Genomic DNA, 18046 nt, shown 5'->3' with positions numbered 1-18046 from the left:
CGTTTTTTCCGTGCTCCGCGCTACATCGGAGCAATGAGTCTCGACTTCGACGAGTTCGTTCTCGCCGCCTCGACCGCCAACCTGAGCGAGGAGCCCGCCGCCCGCGAGTACGCGGACGCGATCGAGTTCCGGATGGATCTGGCAGACGAGTCACTCGCCGCGCTCGAGGACTACGATGGCGGGTTGCCGATTCTTGCGACGAACAGGGCTGCCTGGGAAGGTGGGGAATGGGATGGAAGCGACGAGGAACGGCTCGAGATACTCGCCGAGGCGACGAGGTTCGACGCCGTCGATGCGATCGATATCGAACTCGAGGCGATCCTGGACGACGAGATCGGGACTGACGCAGTGCTCGAGACCGCACGCGAGCGCGACGTCGCGATCGTCGCCTCCGCCCACGACTTCGAGGGGACGCCGTCCCGCGGCGAGATGGTTTCGACGTTGACCGAGGCCGGCAAGTACGCCGACGTCGCGAAGCTCGCCGTCACCGCGGAATCGAAGGCGGATACCCTGGCGCTGCTGTCCGCGACGGAGCAGTTGACCGCCCACGGCGACGCCGTCGCCACGATGGCGATGGGCGAGGTCGGCAGCCACACGCGCGCGGTCGCGCCGGTCTACGGCTCGAGGATCGGGTACGCACCGGTCGATCCCGAGGCGGCGACTGCGCCAGGACAGTACGACCTCGAGACGCTCTCGGAATTGGTCGGAACGCTGGGTGCCGAATAAAAGAGTGAATTACCCGTCGGTCGGAAGGCTCTCCGTCGTGTCTTCCGCGGCGACGAGTTCGATGGACGTCTCGTACGTACCGAGCGGTGTGTCCGTGGTATCGATCTCCACGGAAAACTGTACTACCTCGCCAGGTCCGATTTCCGACGACGGTGAATCAGCCGTCAGTGGATCGTCGCTGGGACTCGGTGGGTATTCGAGTACCCGGATGTCGGCGACAGCATCATCGTCGTACTCGAAGTACAGGCTGACGTCGCGTGTCCCCTGATTTCTCGCCGAAAAAAGGTCGTCGAACGTGTAAACGGAGTCAGACCCGACGCCCTCACCGAAGTCGCCCGCCTCGCTGAAGACGTCGTCGAAGTCGAACTTCAACCGTCCGTTAGTCGAGTGAGAGACGTAGTTCGAGTCCCTCGGCATGAGTCTGAGGTACGCCTCTTTGTCGACGACGACCTCGGCCTCGACAGTTCGATCCGCCCTCACGAAACTGAACGCGCCAGAACCAGCGACTACACCGGCCCCTCCGAGCGTACCGCCGACGGTGGCAATGAGGGTTCGTCGCTTCATGAATCGCTTTCGTGGACGGGCTCAGTCAGGGTTCCTCTGCGACGATTCCGAGGTGCTCCGGCAAGTCGTCTTCACCGTATTCGGTCAGCCAGAAGATGACGTGGATATAGAGCTCCTCGCCAGGTTCGATGACCGGATTGTCCTCGTTCACTTCGTTGTCCTCCCAGCCGGAGTCTTCCGAGTAGTACCACGTCGCACCGGGAGAATCGTAGCCGACTTCTCCTTCGGTATCGTGGAACGAGATTCGTGCATCGTTCGTTCCCTGGTTCGTGATTTTGAACACGTCGTCGAATCGCGAGTCGGCGTTTTCGTTCAGGCCTTCTCCGCCGTGGTCGGTTTCACCCCAGTGAAGTTCTAGCTGTCCGTCTTCGGTTCCCGACGCGTACGCGCTCGTCTCTCCGAGTCCGAGATAGGCGTTCTCGTCAGACTCGACATTAAGCTCAACGTCACGTTCGGCACGAACAAAACTGAACGCACCCGAACCGACGAGCGCGCTTGCTCCAATTGCTGTACTACCTGTCCCGATCAAGAATTTCCGTCGTTCCATAGTTGTCACCCAATGTTGCACGCTCGGATCTTCGGCCGATCGTCGCACGACGGCGTGTCGTCAGTTCCGAACGCATGCACTCCCACCATCCTCAGGACGCTCCTTGTGTATACACTGACAGGAGATTCGACACGCGAGTCTTGCAGGTCGACAGTCGCGTCGAAACCGCGTGCGGCCAAAATCAAGTCCCGATCGCGACGATATCAGTCGCGCCGTACCCCGCCGCAGGGGGTTCGTTCTCTCGAGTAGGGACCGCCAGTAGCGCCGGCAGGAGTGCGATGACGGATCGACAGGGACCGCCTGGAGCGTCCTCGAGCGAGCGCATCGAAGAATAGCGAGCGGTCGGTACTCGAGCCGAGACCGAACTACGAGTCGGTGTCGTCGGACTCGCCGCCCGATCCGTCGGCCAGCGTGGTCTCTTCGGGGGTTCGATCCACGCTCCCGTCGGCCGCCTCGAGCGCGTCCGGGACGTAGACGTACAGCGACTCCCCGTCGACCACGTAGTACTCGCCCGCGCGCTCGTCCTCGAGTACGCGCCGATCGCAGTCGATCGCCACGTCGACGAGATCCTCGAGCGTCGCCACCTCGATCCGCGCTCGGTCGCGAACGTCGTCGGGGAGCGACCCCCGCGAGATCCAGTCGTCGAACTCCTCGCGTTCGTACCGCTCGCGCACACGCTCGAGTTCGGTCTCGGACGGCGCGAGGGTGCCGTTCTGTCTGGCGATGACGAGCGCCCCCAAGGCACAGATCGACGCGAGCGTCAGGAGGACGGGAGCGACCGAGCCGAGGAAACCGGACGTACTCGCAGCCGCGACCTCCTCGGTTCGCTCTTCGGTTCGCTGTTCCGCCGTGGGCGCGTCGACGGCGTAGGTCGAGCCGCCGGGCTCCAGCGCGAGTTCGTAAGTTTCGACGCGATCGACCGGTTCGCCGTCGATCGTCCCCTCCACCGTCACGTGGACGACGACGACGGTCTCGACGGATCCGGCCGAGCCGCCGAGGCTGTCTTCGATGCGTTCGGACTCGTTTGCCGTCTCCGGCACGTCGACGCTAAAGGACGTCGTGTGCTCTTCGCCGGGCTCGAGACCGCGGGTATCGCTCTCCGCGATGGTTTCGTTCACGGACCAGTGTTCGACGTCTTCGTCGTCGACCGACCGGATCACGCGCTCGGCCTCGACGCCGACCGCAACGTCACCGTCGGGTGCGTCGTACCCGTAGCGAAACGTCGCGTCGAGTTCGGGTGAGACCTCGGTGAAGTAGACCGACCGGTCCGACAGTTCGCTCCCGGCCGGAAACACCTCGTTCTCTTCCTGGACCGTCGCGCCGTGGTCGAAGCCGGCGGTCGACGACCACACCTCGACGGTCTGCTGTTCGACCTCGTCGTCGGGCGCCGCGACGGAACCGTACGCCGCCCAGCCGCCGACGAGGCTCAGCGTGAGCAATGCGACGATGACCACGACGAACCACTCGTCGAGCGCGGCGCGAAGCCGCAGCAGCGTTCGTTCACTGATCACGTTCGATACCCCCATCTCCGGTAATGCGTAGCTGTGATTCGTTCATATCAGTCACCTCAGTATCCCCCCAGTGGCGTCCGAGCGATGCCGCGATCGCGTTCTAATCTCGCGGGCGCCGACGAGCAGGGCGAACGGGACGACGAGCAGTCCAGCGAGGGCGGTCGCCACGGCGGTCATCGCCAGCCACGGATGGATCGCGTGCAGGGCGGCGATGATCGGCGCCGGAAGCACCGCGAAGTACGAGTGTTCGGTGAACGAGCGCAGGTAGTACCCCGTCTCCGGCGGTGCAGTGTACGAGACGGTTACGTTCGCACTCTCGCCGTGGTGAAGCGTCTCTCGTTCGTCCACTGCTACGCCGTCGCTCGCTGGTTCGACGATCGTCACGACCGGAAGGAGACCGTCGTTTCGAAGTTCGTACGCGTGCGCTTCCGTTTCACCGGCCGGGATCACGTCCGGGCGCTCCGAGTCGAACTCCGCACTCACAATCCCCATCTCGGTCGAGCCCGACATGGCGATCATCGTCGCGAGGGAAACGACGACGAGCAGTGCACCCATCGCGAAGACGAGTTTCCGCGCGTCGTAGATCTCCCTGCGCGAGCGCGTCCGAGATCGGTTGCGCGTGCTCGTCCCGCGGCGGTCGAGCGCGACCGAGACGCCGAGTACCGCTACTCCGAACCCGATCAGGAGATACGAGAGCCCTTCCGTACCGAGAACGGCTGTCGTCCCCAGGGTCGACGCCAGCCACCACTGGGTCGACTCGAGACCGCTCTCGAGACCCATTACTGCCGTCCCGAGGTGTGGGATCACCACTACCTCGCCGTTCACTTGCAACGCCTTCGCAGTGACCTGCCCGTCGGTGACGTGGGGTTCGCTTCCGTCCTGATCGGTCACCATGTTCGCGTCGCCCCGCGTCACGTACCCGTGTTCGGTCACGTCGACGACGCGATGCGTCGTCAGACCACCATCCTCGACCTCCTGGGCGTCGTAGACGATCACATCCCCTTCTTCGACGGGACCGGCGACGGCAGCCGGAACGGCAACGAAACCGTCGCCGGCGTCGATCGTCGGCTCCATGCTTCCGGTTTCGACGTACCCGAGCCCGATCGGAACGCCGAGAACGTGTCCGACCAGGAGGGTAACGACTATCAGCGCGATACCGATCGCACTCGCTCGTCGGAGAACTGTCCGGCCAGTCGTGCTCGAATCTGTCATATGTGCTACCAGCCCCGGTGACGCGACGACGAGCGCATCGGGTACCCCAATCCCTCGCGACGCGTCGGTTCAGCGAACGAGACTGTCCGGTTTTGCTATGGGCCGATTTCCCCCGCTGCTGGCGACGACTGTAGTCGGAAAACCGCGTATTACCGGTCATCCATTCCGTTCCGTCGAAACTGACCCGTTGCCGAGATAATTCAACGCCGGTCGCAAATATGTAAAAATACAGTCAGGAAGTGGTTTCCGGAACCGTCGTCGTGAACGGTAGTTGCACCAGAATGGATACCAGAATGTAAACTGTAACTAATTAACACCTCTGGTGGTGAGTAATCGGATGGGTGGATGATGGGGTGAGCAGTTACGTTCCAGCAGTAGACGAACCGCGATCGAAGACTGACAAACTGACGCGTGACGAGATATTTACGATGCTGAGCAACCGTCGGCGGCGATGGGTACTCTACTTTCTCGAACAGTGTGACGACCGGCGGGTGGATCTTCGAACGCTCGTCGATCGAATCTCGGCGTGGGAGTACGACACGCCGCCCGACGAACTACCGTGGAAGAAACGAAAGCGGGTCTACACCGCACTGCGCCAATCGCATCTTCCGAAACTCGCCGAGGTCGGGGCCATCGAGTACGATCGCAACCGGGGCGAAGTGGAACTGACCGACGAGGCATACGAACTCCGGATGTACCTCGAGTACGTTCCGTCGCACGACATTCCCTGGAGTCAGTGTTATCTCGGTCTATCGGCGATCGCCGCGGCGATGACCGCGCTGACGTGGTACTCGGTGTACCCGTTTGCCGGCCTCTCGGGTGTAGTGCTCGCGGCGATACTCGTGGCGATGTTCGGCGCGTCGGCGGTCGTACACACCTGGCATACCCGCCGCAACCGTCTCGGATCGGAAGGGAGGCCACCGTGACGACTCGACTCGGTCTCGCGATCACGATACTGGGACTCGTGTCGCTGGTCGTCGCCACCGCTGGCGCCTCCTCCGTCGCGCTCGAGCGCCCGGTCACCATCGACGTCGTCGACGACGACGAGGCGACGATCGGGTTCGAACCGGAGAACGGAACCGACCTCGTCACGATCACGAACCGACACGGCTCGCCCGTCACCGTCTTCGCCGACGTGCGAGCGGAGAATCGCTCCGAGAACGGAACCGAAGTCGAGCCGGGTGAGAGCGAGACGATAGCGAATCCGGCGTGTGACCTCGAAACCGACGGGGGCGACGTTCCGGTCGACGTGACCGTCGTATCGGACTCGTTCGAACTGGAACGAACGGTGACGGCGTCTACCGATTGTTCCGCGGACGAGGACGGGGGATAATCGACCGGCCACAGCGCTGCGACCGGGCCCGGTTTTGCATCGCTTCGTACCGGCAGGTCGATCGTCGAGACGTTCACGACGAAATCGGAATGTTAAGGGCGATCCCCTACCTTTCTCACGTACGATGACATGGCTCCGTGCGCTCGCGGCCGCCGGTCTCTCAGTACTCCTCCCCGGCGCAGGCCACGTGCTCATCCGCGACTGGATGCGCGCGCTGGCGTTCGGTGGCGTATTTGTGGCGGCACTTGCGATCTTTCTCCCGCCGACCGAACAGATCGCGGCTGTCGGCTCGGTGAGCGACGGGATGACGCTCGTCACCGAGGAAACGGACACGATCAGTCAGTTCGTCCTCTCCTTTATCGTGTTGTTCGCCGCCATCGACGCGACGTTCCGCGCGATGGGGTTCCCACCGAACTCGAACGCGGGCGACGACGCCGACGGACCGAGCTGCCCCCAGTGCGGGAAACCGCTCGACGAGGATCTCACCTTCTGTCACTGGTGTACCACGCGGCTCGAACCGATCGAGGACGAGGAAGAGCCGACCCCCTGAGATCTCCCCAACAAGCCGTGATCCGCGGGATATAACCACACTAGTAGTACTTTGACGGAACCCTTTTCAGCGTCACTCGGATACGAGAGGCACCGATGTCGGCTACAGCAGATGGCCGGCAGGAGCTATTCGAGATGAATCCGAACAGCCAACAGGAGACGGTCCGGAACGAGCCGACCGCTCTCGAATTCGACGAGTACGTGAGCTACGAAGACGACGGTGCCACGGTCATCTGTGACCGACGAAACGCCACGGCGTGGATCCGATCGACAGCCGTCTGGCCGTGTTGCCGATAGCCCCGCGAAACCGTTCTTCGCCCGGTCGAGGAATCATCGAGGGTGAGCGACGCCGTCAGCGACAGCGATCGCAGACGTACGTCGTCGGATCCGCGCTCCGAAGCTTCGGTCCCGGCACGTACCGGCCGCAGTCGGCACACCAGGTCCAGTACACGCGGTGACTCGTCGCCGTCTCGGTCGCCGACTCGCCGCGCGCGTCGATCGAGATCGATCGGTCGTCGACCCCGGTCACCGTTCCGTCGATCGGCGCGTGCTGGGCGATGCTGATCCCGTCTCCGGGCCGCGCGATCATCTCTCCTTCCTCGAGTTCGTCGCCCGGTCGAACGATCGGCTCGCTCGGCGTGACGACCCCCTCGAAATTCGGATTCGTGATCAGCGGGACCTCGACGCGGCCGGGGACGATCGTCTCCGTGGGCTCGATCTCGTGGACCGAGTGCTTCCAGGCTGCCGGCGCGAGGACGTTGACACGTCCGCCGCCGCCGAGGCGGTTCTCCTCGACGACCGACTCCTCCATCACCAGGAGGCAGTTCGTTCGCTTTCGGACGCCGAACTCGTCGGGCGAGTCGTCGATCTCGAAACACCACCCGGGACCGCCATCGAGGATCACCTCGTTCTCGTCGAGTCCGTCGGTTCGTCCCGCCGCCTCGAGCAGATCGGTCGCGGGCGTCCCGACTGGCACCTCGAGGAAGCGGTGACGAGGCACCCGCCCGTCGACGTGGACGAACTTTCGGGTCGTCGGTTCGCCGTCGACGAGCGCGGCGCGGACGTTCCAGAGCGTCTCGGTGTTCTGGACGATCCAGCCGTGATCCATCGGCAGTTCCTCGCCCTGCATGACGACCCCCGCGACGAGTCGCAGGAGGACGCTCTCCATCCCGAACTCGTACTTGTCCTCGGTGTAGGCGACGACGACGCCGCGCTCGCTCTCGTCGATCGGCAACTCGTCGGGCTCGTAGATCGTCGCATCGGTCGCCCGCTCGAGGTCGCCGACCCACTCCTGCCGGTCGGTCCACTTGGCGCCGATCACGATCCGATCGAAGGCGTGATCGAGCAGTCCCTCGAACAGCGCGACCAGCTCGTCCGTCCGCTCCCGGCCGAGCCACTTGTCCATGTAGTAGTTCGGTTCGCTCTCCTGATGGTTCACCAGCAACGAGTCGACCGACTCGAGGTGTTCCCACTTGGCGTAGGACGGGAACCCGGCACCGCCCGCGCCTGCGACTCCCGCGTTTCGGAGTGTGACCGCGAACTCCGGCAGTTCGACCCCTCGAAGTTGTTCTCGGGTTACGCTCATGGCCCCGGAAGAGAGCATGCCACCGACTGGCATAGATTTTGCCAACAACTGCGCTAAATTACTGGACTATTTCCACGTTTATTCGGTATCTAGTGTTCGATTGGCCGAGTCTGTCCAGATTTGGCAGACAAACGGCGCAGTCTCGGGCAATTCCCCGAAAGGCGTGCGGTATGGTAGCAATACCCTGTTTCGGGAGACGAAGACGTTCCGGAAAAGTGTTATTTCTCGATAATACTCTCCTCGACCGCCTCGCCGAAGTGTCGCGCGGTGTCCTCGTAGTAGAGCAGCAGTTCGTCGCCCGCCTCGAGGTCGGTGACGGCCGTTCGACCCGCACTCGTGGGCACCTTGATCGTCTCGGCGTTCTGGAGCAGCGTCTCGATGCGGTCGCCATCGTTCGTTTCGAGGGCGATCCGGAACATGGGTCGTTTTTCGATCTTGACGCGGCCGACGATCGCCTCGCGGGTGTTACCGTCGGTGTCGACGATCTGGACCTCGTCGCCGCTCTGGAGCTCCGAGAGGTACTTCGTGCCGCCGTCGGGCGTTCGGACGTAGGCATGGACCGCGCCGGCGTTGACCCGGAACGGCCGCGAGGCGACGTACGGCGACTCGGCGGTCTCCGCGTGGACGAAGACGAGTCCGCGGGCCATCGAGCCGACGAGCATCCCCTCGTCGTGTTCGAGCAGCGACCCGGTGTCGACGCAGACTCGATCCGCGCTGCCGACCTGCTCGACGTCGAGCACTTCCGCGTACTCGAGGGAAAGCGACTCCCGCTCCGCTTCGTCGCGTACCTCGACCGTTCGGCGGATCTCGTCGGGGTCGTCCGAGTCGAGCAACACGGCGTCGGCACCGATCTCGAGGGTTTCGAACGCCGTCTTCGCCTCCTCGGCGGAGGTGACGCCCGCGACGAGGTCGGTCTCCTCGCCGATGCGCGCGATCAGGTTCTCGAGGGGGATGATCGTCCAGTCCTCGCCAACGACGATCGTGTAATCGGCCTCCTCGGAAGCAGTTTCGGCGAACGACTCGTACTCCTTCCCGAGGATGCGCACGTACGCGCCCCGGTCCAGTTCGCCGTTGCGACGCAGCGTCGAGAGGTCGGCGGAGCCGGAGAGATCCTCCGGAAGGTCGATCGTGCCGTCGCCCTCGCCCTCCTTGCCGACGACGATGGCGTCGGGTTCAACGTCCGTCGTATCGTCGCTCTCGATGTTGTCGACCAGCGTCACGTCTCCGTCGGTTCGGAACGCTGCGACGCCGATCTCGCCGAGTTCGCGGACGCGTTCGACGTCCTCCTCGTCGACCAGTACCCAGTCGGCTCCTGCCTCGAGCGCGGCCGTGATCCGCGCTCGGCGATCGTCCCAGTCGCCGACGGCATCGTCGGCCTTGACCCAGACAGCTCTCGTCATACCACGATCCTCGAAGGGGAGTGGCTTGAACGTGGCGAATCTGGCAGCAGTCGGGGCAATCGAAAGGTCGGCTCGCGTGACAGCCGGGCGCTCGAGTCGCGTCACGGGCACCACGCCTCGCTGCGAAACGTTGAGAACGCCTGGTGCCATACTACTGCCAAGATGAGTTCTTACGACGCGGTCTGTTTCGATCTCGATAAAACGATCTGCGAACCCACGCAGGATCCCGCGACGCTGCTCGAGCGGACGTTCGAGGGCGTCGACTGCGACCGGTTCTGTACGCCGTCCGATCTCCGCGCCGCCGTCCCGTCGCTGCCGACGGTCCAGACGGCCCGCGAGTTCTACGAACACCTCTTCAGCGAGGTCGCCGGCCGAGCGGACGCCGATCCGACCCTCGCCCCCTCGCTCGCCGAGCGGTATCTCGAGGTGCAGGATCCGAGCGCCGTCCGGTTCCGTCCCGGCGCGGCGGCCGCCCTCGAGCACGCTCGCGAGCGCGGGCAGGTCGCCCTCATCACGAACGGGGGACGACCGACCCAGATCCAGAAGCTGCGAGCGCTCGACATCGAGGACGCGTTCGACGTTCGCGTCTACACGGACCCGAGCGCCGGTATCCACCCGAAGCCCAACGCGGCGCCGTTCGAGCGCGCACTCGGCGAACTCGAGGCGACGCCCGACGCCGCGATCCACGTCGGGGACTCGCTGCGCGCCGATATCGCCGGCGCCAACGCGATGGGGATCGACTCGGCCTGGATCGACGTCGGTCGCGACCGCGCGGCGGAAGACGAACACGTGCCGACCTACGAGCTCTCGTCGCTCGAGCGACTCGAGTCGATCCTCTGAGGCCGCGATAGCGGCGACCGGCTACTGCGAGGGAAGCAGGTCGGTGTGGACGACGGCGCGGTACCTGCTGTCGGTCGACTCGTCCAGCCGTTTGAGCAGGGGTGGGACGGCCGGGAACGAGTCGGGAAGCTCGAACGGATCGTCGTCCCGCTCGCCGCGTTCCGTACAGCGCTTGACGAACGCGGCCAGCGCCGAGTAGTCGTCCGACTGTATATAGACGACGCCCATCGCGTCGGTTCCCTCGTCGAGCCGTTCGTGCCAGGTTTCGAGCAGCGTCTCGGCGCGCTGTCGGGTCTCTCGCTCCCGTTCGACGAGCTTGGTTGCGTCGGGCCCGTCGCCGTCGAAGAGGTCGTCGAAGGCGTCCTGGATCTCTCCGGCGTTCTCCTCTATGGAGGGCGCCTCCGCGTCGGCCGCGAGCAGGTCGTCGACGGCCTCGAGTTCCTCGCGCCGGACCGCGGTCGGGTAGACGAACTCGTGTGTCTCCTCCGGAAGCTTGTACGAACGACCCTCGACCCCCTGTTGGCCCTCACCCGACTTTCCCAGCATCAAATCGAGTATTCCCATGGATGAACCTGCACTCGGTCGCCGAATAAGTGTTCCGTGGCCGACTCGCCGGTAGTGCTCAGAGACGCGATGCTGCATCGCTCCGAAAGCTCTCGCGCTCGCGGCCGCTCGGGCGAATATCCTCGTTTGCACGCGGCGTTGCCGGTCGCGTGTCGCGGTTCTCGTTCACTGCGTTCGCCGATCCGCTCACCACTCGTCGCCGAGTGCCGCCTTCGCTCCGCCGAATCCGCTCGCGCTCTCCCACGTCCGGCCGCTGTCGGTGTGCTCGACCTCGAGAGCACCGCCGCAGTCGCCACACCGGTACCCGTCGGGTGCTCGCACCGGCTTCGACGCCCGATGACGCGTTGCTCGCCACGTGCAGCCGCGCTCGCGACAGCGAAGCACGTACCGCGGCTCGGCGAACGACCGACAGTGACGGGGCGCCTCGAGCGTCGCGGCCAGTTCGCGAAACCGCGAGCCGTGACCGGACTCGCCGAAGCGCTGGAACTCCCAGGCGTGGACGAGTTCGTGTCTGACGACGGCCGCGAACTCGGCCCACTCGTAGCGCTCGTAGGCCCGGCGGGCGAGCACGATCGTCGCCACCTCGCGGTCGGCGTGCCACCGGCACAGTCCCGCTCGTCGGCGCGCCCTCGCGGACACTCGCCACTCGAGCGCGTCGAGTGCGAGCCCGAGATCGTGCTCGTCGATCACCTCGCGAGCGTGAATGCGAGCGCGGGCGACGATCTCGTCGTCGATCGTGAGCTCCTCCCCCTCGGTCACGGATCGACGAACGAAACCGGACCCCGAAACAGTTCCGAATCGCGACATCCCTTCGGTGCACCTTTCTCCGCAGGCGACGAGCGTCGGCTATGAGCGACCGCACGCTTCCGGAGCCGCGGCCGCCCGCGCCTGACGCGCCGGTCCGACCGACCGCGCTCGTCCTCACCGCGGTCGCGGAACCGCCGCTGGACGAGCGGGGGGCGTGGCTCGAGCGCTACGAACCCACCGACGCGCTCGCCGTTCCGGGGACGGACACGCCGCTGTACCTGACCGAGTCGGGGATCGCTATCACGACGACCGGGATCGGCAAGAGCGACGCGGCGACGACGACGGCGTCGCTGCTAGCGTCTCCGGGCGTCGACCTCGAGTCGACGTACGTGCTCTCGAGCGGTATCGCCGGCGCGTCGCCGTCTACCGCCGCGCTCGGGTCGGTCGTCGTCGCCGACGCCATCGTCGACTGGGATCGAAAGCACCGGTGGGACCGGACCGAAACACCGAACGGACGAACCGACGGCAAATCGGCGGAGATCGACGCGATCGACACCCTCGCTTACCGGCCGCGGGATTACGTCCACCACCTCGAGGAGCGACTCGTCGACGCCGCGTCCACGGCTGCTCGGGAGGTCGATCTTCGGACGAACGCGGCCGTCGACGACTACCAGCGCCGGTATCCCGACGCTCCCGATGGCGGACCGACCCTCGAAACCGGGACGACCGTCTGCGGCGACGAGTTCTGGCACGGCCCGCAGTACGCTGCAGAGGTCGAGTGGCTCTGCGAGCGCTACGGCGTCGCGCCGTACGCCACCACACAGATGGAAGACGCCGCGACGGCGACCGCCCTCGAGCGGTTCGATCGGCTCGAGCAGTACCTGAGCGTGCGCGCGGTCGCGAACTACGACCGACCGGCGCCCGGACAGGCGGTCGAGGAGAGCTTCGACGGGACCGAGCCGAGCCTCGCGCTGGCGATCGAGAACGCCGCGCGCGTCGGCTCGGCGGTCGTCGAGCATCTCGTCGCGACGGATCCGCTCGGGATTCGTTAAAGGACCCCGTCTGCGAGCGCCGCCTCGAGCGTCGACATCACGGCGTCGCCCTCGCGCTCGCGGACGGAGCGCCCCTGCTCGAGCTGGAGGCCGCCGCCGTCCGCCGCGAGCCAGTTGACGAAGTTGTTCGGGCTGGCACCGGCGTACGGCCCGTCAGAGACGGTTTCGACGGGGAGCGTGAGAGCCGCCTCGAGACGCGAGGCGACCGCTCGTTTCGCGTCGGCGTCGATTCCGCCGCCGACGAGCACCCGATCGTCGCCGAGCCCGTGCAGGCTGATCACGGTCTCGAAGCCGCGGTCGGCGATTTCCGCGAGCAGCGGGTACTCTTCGGGATCGATGGCCGACGAGGGAGGGTGCCACTCCTCGAACGCGTCGCGTTCGTCGTATCCCAGGCAGGCCCAGCAGCTGGCGGTCGGGAGCCGCGTCGCCAACTCGAGTGCCTGTTCCGCGGTTCCGGGCTCGACCTCGCCCCCGTGGGCGGCACAGACCAGCACTTCGTCGTTCGAGCCGTCGTCGTACAGCAGCTCCGTCAGGTGTCCCGTCTCGGTCGCCTCCAGCGGTCGCGTCGTGATCGTCGGTCGGGCCACGAATTCGGCGTACGCCCTCGCTCGGGATAACTATTGAAGAACTGGGGAGCGTGATCGGAAAAATTCGGACGCGGTGGCTCACGCACCGCGCGGTTCGGTCGCCGGCGGCGCAACGTCCTCGTCGATGCGGCGACCGCCGTAGGCCACGGCAACCATCGAGAGCCCGGTCGTGAAGAGGCTGATACCGACGAGCAGCCCGATCGCCCAGGCAGCATCCGCGGGGAATCCAGCCCAGAGGAGGCCCGCGAGGACGAGCGAGATCACGCCGCTGGCTGCGATCCAGCCACGGCCTGGCTCGCCGGCCATTCGGAGACTCACACCGAGTTCCGCGAGGCCCTCGACCAACAGGTACGCGATGACCAGGATCGTCAGGCTCAGGAGTCCGAGAACCGGGTTGACGAGGAGGGCGATCCCGGCGACGATCGAGACGACCGCGAGCGTCAGTTGCCAGAGTGAACCCCGCCATCCGCGCGCCGTGACGGCGTGTCCGGCGTGGACGATTCCGCCGACGACCAGTAGTGCACCGACGAGGTACGTTATTGCGAGACCCATCGCGAACGGGAGCAACATCGCGAGTAGGCCGAGTAATACGAGGACGCCGCCCGCGAGCGCGAGCGTTCGCCATCCCTTCTGCAGGGAGTACGTTCCGGCTTCCGAAGGAGCTGTGCTCATGGTAATCTCCGGTAGTACCGAGGCGTCGCGAGTAGATATACATTGTTTACAGATTGACAGTAGCTCTGACGGGCGGATCAGTCCGTCGTGGAGAACGAAAACGGAACCGAGTCGAACGACCCCGTCGAGAAGATGCGGGTAGCGGTATCGACGGAGGAGAGAACGGACCGAGAGCGCTGCGCGAAGCGGATGCGCCGAACGTTCAGACCTCGAGCGCCAGCCCGGATTCCGCGAGCGCGTCGTCGACCGAGAGGTCGTCGTGGACGACGCCGGAGACGGCCGTCGCGATCGCCTCTGGATCCTCGTGCTGGAAAATCGATCGACCCATCGAGATGCCGGCGCCGCCGCCGTCCATCGCTCCGCGAACCATCTCGATGGTCTCCCGGTCGGTCCCTCTCGAGCCGCCGGCGATGACGACCGGGAGCCGGGTCGACTCGACGACGTGCTGGAAGCTGTCGGCGTCGCCGCTGTAGCCCGTCTTCACGAGATCGGCGCCGACCTCCTCGGCGAGCCGAACCGCGTGGCCGAGCGCCTCGGGATCGGCGGAGTCGACGCCCGGCCCGCGGGCGTAGGCCATCGCGAGGACCGGAATCCCGAACCGGGTCGCCGTTTCGGTGACTTTCGACAGCTGCGCGGTCTGGTCGGGTTCGTAGTTCGAGCCGACGTTGATGTGGAAGGAGACGGCGTCGGCGCCGGCACGGATCGCTTCCTCGACGGTGCCCGTCATCCGTTTGTCCTGCTCGTCGGGTCCGATCGTCGTCGAGGCGTTGAGGTGGACGATGTAGCCTTTATCGTTTTTGTTCTCGTGGACGCGCGGCGCGATCCCCTTCTGCGTGAGGACGGCGTCGGCGCCGCCGCGAGTTACAGCGTCGATGGTCGATTCGATATCCTTCAGGCCCTGGACGGCACCCAGCGTGATGCCGTGGTCCATCGGGACGATTACGTACGATCCGTCTGTACCGATTCGGTCGAGTCGTGCGTCGATTCCGGTAGTCATTGCGAGTGTCTAGCAATCAGTTGGTTATGGCTGTTCTGGTTCCGGTACATCTCCCTCGGCGCCACGAAGCGCGCCGCGTTTGAGTTCGCGAGCTTTAGCCTCGAGGTCGTCCGCCGCGGGCGCGTCTCCCTCTTCATGTTCCGCAATTATGTCGACGAGCGCGCTGCCGACGATGACGCCGTCAGCGCCCGCTTCGACGATCTCGGCGGCGTGGTCGCCCTCGCTGACGCCGAAGCCGACGGCTTTGGGGACGTCGTACTCCTCGAGACGCGTGAGACTGTCGTGGGTCGCGTTCGAGACATCCGCTCGAGCGCCCGTCGTCCCGAGTCGAGCCTGCACGTAGGCGAAGCCCGACACCTGTGACATGATGGTCTCGAGGCGCTCGCCCTCGGTCGTCGGCGCGACGATGAAGACGAGGTCGAGTCCGTGGTCGTCGCAGGCGTCCCGAAGCGGGTCGGCCTCCTCGGCGGGGAGGTCGGGGACGATGATGCCCGAGAGGCCGGCCTCTGCGGCCCGTTCGACGAACGGCCGGACGTCGGGTTCCGATCCATACTGGAGAATCATATTGTAGTAGGTCATCACCAGCAGCGGCGCCTCCGTCTCGAGTTCGTCGACGAGTTCGAAGAAACCCTGGGGGGTCGTGCCGGCGTCCAGGGCGCGGTTGATCGCCGCCTGGATCGTCGGCCCCTCCGCGATCGGTTCCGAGAACGGCAGGCCGAGTTCGATCAGGTCCGCGCCGCCGCGGTCGAGCGCCTCGACGTACTCCTTCGTGTCCTCGAGCGAGGGATCGCCAGCGGTGATGTAGCTGATGAGGGCGGGGTGGTTCTCGCGGATGGCAGCCTCGATGTCGCTGTCGGTCTGCGCGTTCGTCTCACCACTCATGAATCGAACACCTCCACTTCGGGCGCGGCCTCGAGATCGCGTTTCTCGGTCTCCTCGAGCACCGTTTCCAGATCCTTATCGCCGCGTCCGGAGACGTTTACGACGACGAGATCGCCCAGTTCCTCGTAGTTCTCGTCTCGCGGCTTCGCCGCTCGACCATCCGCGGCGGGCCCCGCCGCGCGCTCCAGGTAGCCGAGCGCGTGACTCGACTCGAGCGCCGGGATGATCCCTTCGAGCCGCGAGAGTCTGTGGAAACCGTTGAGCGCGTCGTCGTCGTCGACGCTGACCGGGGTGACGCGACCAGTGTCGACCAGGTGTGAGAGTTCGGGGCCGACACCGGCGTAGTCGAGTCCCGCACTGACGCTGTGTGATTCCATGATCTGTCCGTCGCCGCTCTGGAGCAGCTTGGTCATCGCGCCGTGGAGCACGCCGTCGGTGCCGGTCGAGAGCGTCGCGGAGTTGGGGGCAAGACCCTTTTTTTCGTCGATATCGAGGCTCGAGCCGCCGGCCTCTACCGCGTGAAGGGCCACGCTCTCGTCGGGAACGAACTCGTGAAACGCCCCCATCGTGTTCGAGCCGCCGCCGGCGCAGGCGACGACACTGTCGGGGAGTCGGCCGGCCTGCTCCTGGATCTGCTCGCGGGCTTCGCGGCCGATGACGGCCTGGAAGTCCCGGACCACCTTCGGGAACGGATGCGGGCCGACGATCGACCCGATCACGTAGTGGGTCCGCTCGACGGTCGTCGCCCAGTCGCGCATCGTCTCGTTGATCGCCTCCTTCAGGGTGGCGCTGCCGGCGTCGACTGGGTTCACCTCGGCGCCGTTCATCCGCATGCGGTAGACGTTCGGCCGCTGGCGGTTGATGTCCGTCCGGCCCATGTAGATCTCGCAGGGCATGTCGAGGTGGGCCGCGGCCATCGCCGTCGCAGTGCCGTGCTGTCCGGCGCCCGTCTCGGCGATGATCCGCTCCTTGCCCATGTACTTGGCCAGCAGCACCTGTCCGAGCGCGTTGTTCAGCTTGTGCGCGCCGCCGTGGAGGAGGTCCTCGCGCTTGAGGTAGATCTCGCGGTCGTAGCGCTCGCTCAGTCGATCCGCGCGCTGCAGCGGCGTCGGTCGACCGCCGAAGTCCCGCATCCGCTCGCGGAACTCGTCCATGAACCCGTCCTCGTTCTCGAGGACGTAGCGCTCGTAGGCGTCCTCGAGTTCCTGCACCGCCGGCATCAGCGCCTCGGGAACGTACTGTCCGCCGTACTCTCCGAACGTTGCTTCGCTATCCCGCTCGCGGTTGCGTTGGCTTTCACTCATGATCAGTCTCGCCTCCGAGGTTCGTCGCTCGCGTCAGTCGCCGGACGTTCTCGCTCACGTCGCTGTTGCCGCCGTGGTCCATGATGGCGCTGCCGACGAGCAGCGCGTCGGCGCCCGCCTCGCGCATCCGGCGGACGTCTCCCGGCGTCGACACGCCGCTCTCCGCGATCAGCGTCACGTCGTCCGGAGCGTGTCTCGCGGTTCCACCGCTCGACTCGTCGAGGCGACATAGCCGCCTCGCATGCGGCCCGACGGATTCAAACGTTCCGAGATCGACCTCGAGTCGCGCGAGATCCCGGTTGTTCACGCCGATGATCTCGGCACCTGCCTCGAGTGCGGTCTCGAGTTCCTCGCGGTCGTGAACCTCGACGAGCGGCTGGAACCCGCGCTCGCGGGCGGCCGCGATCAGTTCCTCGAGATCAGCGTCAGAACCCGGCGGGTTCTGACTGGCTCGCGAACCGGATGGTTCGCGAACGCCGACGAACCGCGCGATGAGCAGGAGGAGATCGGCTTCGACGACGTCCATCCCGTCCTCGTCGAGCACGAAGTCCTTCCGAAGGACGGGGACGTCGACGGCCTCGCGAACTCGAGCGAGTGCTTCGGGAGAGCCACCGAAGTGCGACGGCTCAGTGAGCACCGAGATGGCCGCTGCACCGCCCTCGACCATCGCCTCGGCGAGTTCGACGGGATCGTCCGCGCGCGTTCCGTCGGCGGTCGGACTCGTCGGCTTCACCTCCGCGATGATCGGGACGCGACCCTCCGCCTCCGCTCGAGCCAGCGCGTCGGGAAGCGATCGCGCCTCGACGGACAGTCGTTCGCCGTCGCCGCCCGATCGCTCCCGGGCCGCCTCGAGGATGGACTGGACTGCGGGAGCCAGCTCCGTTCGAGAGTTCATTATTGTACATCGACGTACTGTTATGTACATAAGACTTGCGTCATCGAACCGAACCGACCGGCGAATATTCAAGGCTGTC

At 65.5% G+C, this 18046-nt stretch carries 21 protein-coding genes; 7 read left to right on the top strand and 14 right to left on the bottom strand.

Features of this window, described 5'->3' with window-relative positions; genetic code table 11:
• The first annotated feature begins 33 nt into the window (after positions 1 to 33).
• On the top strand, positions 34 to 726 hold the full coding sequence (locus CV102_RS01740; RefSeq protein WP_148856115.1) for a type I 3-dehydroquinate dehydratase: 693 nt from the start codon (positions 34 to 36) through the stop codon (positions 724 to 726).
• A 9-nt stretch (positions 727 to 735) separates the two neighbouring features.
• Here the strand turns inward: CV102_RS01740 and CV102_RS01735 are convergent, their stop codons facing one another.
• The 4 genes from CV102_RS01735 to CV102_RS01720 form a co-directional block, all read right to left on the bottom strand.
• Positions 736 to 1290 carry a DUF1102 domain-containing protein gene (locus CV102_RS01735; RefSeq protein WP_148856114.1) on the bottom strand — a complete coding sequence of 185 codons (555 nt, stop codon included), beginning with the start codon at positions 1288 to 1290 and terminating at the stop codon, positions 736 to 738.
• Between the two features lie 25 nt (positions 1291 to 1315).
• Positions 1316 to 1837, bottom strand: a complete 522-nt coding sequence (locus CV102_RS01730) for a hypothetical protein (protein ID WP_148856113.1) — start codon at positions 1835 to 1837, stop codon at positions 1316 to 1318.
• Positions 1838 to 2202: 365 nt separating this feature from the next.
• Positions 2203 to 3363, bottom strand: a complete 1161-nt coding sequence (locus tag CV102_RS01725) for a DUF5305 domain-containing protein (RefSeq protein WP_233710612.1) — start codon at positions 3361 to 3363, stop codon at positions 2203 to 2205.
• Positions 3364 to 3399: 36 nt separating this feature from the next.
• On the bottom strand, positions 3400 to 4560 hold the full coding sequence (locus CV102_RS01720; RefSeq protein WP_148856112.1) for a signal peptidase I: 1161 nt from the start codon (positions 4558 to 4560) through the stop codon (positions 3400 to 3402).
• 428 nt (positions 4561 to 4988) lie between these two features.
• On the opposite strand from CV102_RS01720, the gene CV102_RS01715 reads away from it, so the two are divergent.
• The 4 genes from CV102_RS01715 to CV102_RS01700 all read left to right on the top strand — a co-directional run bounded on the left by CV102_RS01715 (position 4989) and on the right by CV102_RS01700 (position 6739).
• Positions 4989 to 5486, top strand: coding sequence for a DUF7344 domain-containing protein (locus tag CV102_RS01715; RefSeq protein ID WP_233710611.1), 498 nt, complete (start codon positions 4989 to 4991; stop codon positions 5484 to 5486).
• Complete coding sequence (locus CV102_RS01710; RefSeq protein WP_148856110.1) at positions 5483 to 5893, top strand: hypothetical protein; 411 nt, start codon at positions 5483 to 5485, stop codon at positions 5891 to 5893. Before CV102_RS01715 ends, CV102_RS01710 begins: the two co-directional genes overlap by 4 nt.
• 124 nt (positions 5894 to 6017) lie before the next feature.
• A complete protein-coding gene (locus tag CV102_RS01705) occupies positions 6018 to 6443 on the top strand; it encodes a zinc ribbon domain-containing protein (protein ID WP_148856109.1) in 426 nt (141 codons plus the stop codon).
• 95 nt (positions 6444 to 6538) lie between these two features.
• Positions 6539 to 6739: a DUF7331 family protein gene (locus CV102_RS01700; protein WP_148856108.1), complete on the top strand. Its 201-nt coding sequence runs from the start codon at positions 6539 to 6541 to the stop codon at positions 6737 to 6739.
• 55 nt (positions 6740 to 6794) lie between these two features.
• Here CV102_RS01700 and CV102_RS01695 read toward each other — a convergent pair whose 3' ends face one another.
• A complete protein-coding gene (locus CV102_RS01695; protein ID WP_148856107.1) occupies positions 6795 to 8027 on the bottom strand; it encodes an NADH dehydrogenase subunit in 1233 nt (410 codons plus the stop codon).
• A 218-nt stretch (positions 8028 to 8245) separates the two neighbouring features.
• On the bottom strand, positions 8246 to 9427 hold the full coding sequence (locus CV102_RS01690; RefSeq protein WP_148856106.1) for a 3-dehydroquinate synthase II: 1182 nt from the start codon (positions 9425 to 9427) through the stop codon (positions 8246 to 8248).
• Positions 9428 to 9589: 162 nt separating this feature from the next.
• Here CV102_RS01690 and CV102_RS01685 point away from each other — a divergent pair, with 162 nt between their 5' ends.
• On the top strand, positions 9590 to 10267 hold the full coding sequence (locus CV102_RS01685) for an HAD family hydrolase (RefSeq protein WP_148856105.1): 678 nt from the start codon (positions 9590 to 9592) through the stop codon (positions 10265 to 10267).
• A gap of 21 nt (positions 10268 to 10288) precedes the next feature.
• Here CV102_RS01685 and CV102_RS01680 read toward each other — a convergent pair whose 3' ends face one another.
• Positions 10289 to 10831, bottom strand: a complete 543-nt coding sequence (locus CV102_RS01680) for a hypothetical protein (protein ID WP_148856104.1) — start codon at positions 10829 to 10831, stop codon at positions 10289 to 10291.
• 186 nt (positions 10832 to 11017) lie between these two features.
• On the bottom strand, positions 11018 to 11590 hold the full coding sequence (locus tag CV102_RS01675) for a SprT family zinc-dependent metalloprotease (protein ID WP_148856103.1): 573 nt from the start codon (positions 11588 to 11590) through the stop codon (positions 11018 to 11020).
• An 89-nt stretch (positions 11591 to 11679) separates the two neighbouring features.
• On the opposite strand from CV102_RS01675, the gene CV102_RS01670 reads away from it, so the two are divergent.
• Complete coding sequence (locus tag CV102_RS01670; protein WP_148856102.1) at positions 11680 to 12630, top strand: phosphorylase family protein; 951 nt, start codon at positions 11680 to 11682, stop codon at positions 12628 to 12630.
• On the opposite strand, the gene CV102_RS01665 is transcribed toward CV102_RS01670, so the two are convergent.
• From CV102_RS01665 to trpC, 6 genes are all read right to left on the bottom strand, one after another.
• Positions 12627 to 13217 carry a poly-gamma-glutamate hydrolase family protein gene (locus CV102_RS01665; protein ID WP_148856101.1) on the bottom strand — a complete coding sequence of 197 codons (591 nt, stop codon included), beginning with the start codon at positions 13215 to 13217 and terminating at the stop codon, positions 12627 to 12629. The genes CV102_RS01670 and CV102_RS01665 overlap by 4 nt on opposite strands.
• 78 nt (positions 13218 to 13295) lie before the next feature.
• Complete coding sequence (locus CV102_RS01660) at positions 13296 to 13889, bottom strand: HdeD family acid-resistance protein (protein ID WP_148856100.1); 594 nt, start codon at positions 13887 to 13889, stop codon at positions 13296 to 13298.
• A 202-nt stretch (positions 13890 to 14091) separates the two neighbouring features.
• A complete protein-coding gene (locus CV102_RS01655) occupies positions 14092 to 14886 on the bottom strand; it encodes a 2-amino-3,7-dideoxy-D-threo-hept-6-ulosonate synthase (RefSeq protein WP_148856099.1) in 795 nt (264 codons plus the stop codon).
• A gap of 24 nt (positions 14887 to 14910) precedes the next feature.
• On the bottom strand, positions 14911 to 15768 hold the full coding sequence (gene trpA, locus CV102_RS01650) for a tryptophan synthase subunit alpha (RefSeq protein WP_148856098.1): 858 nt from the start codon (positions 15766 to 15768) through the stop codon (positions 14911 to 14913).
• The gene (gene trpB, locus CV102_RS01645) at positions 15765 to 17072 is read right to left on the bottom strand and encodes a tryptophan synthase subunit beta (protein WP_148856097.1); all 1308 of its coding nucleotides are present in this window, start codon (positions 17070 to 17072) and stop codon (positions 15765 to 15767) included. Before trpB ends, trpA begins: the two co-directional genes overlap by 4 nt.
• The gene (gene trpC, locus CV102_RS01640; protein WP_148856096.1) at positions 17065 to 17967 is read right to left on the bottom strand and encodes an indole-3-glycerol phosphate synthase; all 903 of its coding nucleotides are present in this window, start codon (positions 17965 to 17967) and stop codon (positions 17065 to 17067) included. Before trpC ends, trpB begins: the two co-directional genes overlap by 8 nt.
• Positions 17968 to 18046: the final 79 nt, after the last annotated feature.

This window comes from Natronococcus pandeyae, from assembly GCF_008122205.1.
In the GTDB taxonomy this organism is placed as follows: Archaea; Halobacteriota; Halobacteria; order Halobacteriales; family Natrialbaceae; genus Natronococcus; species Natronococcus pandeyae.
This window is presented reverse-complemented; position numbering and strand designations above follow the sequence as displayed.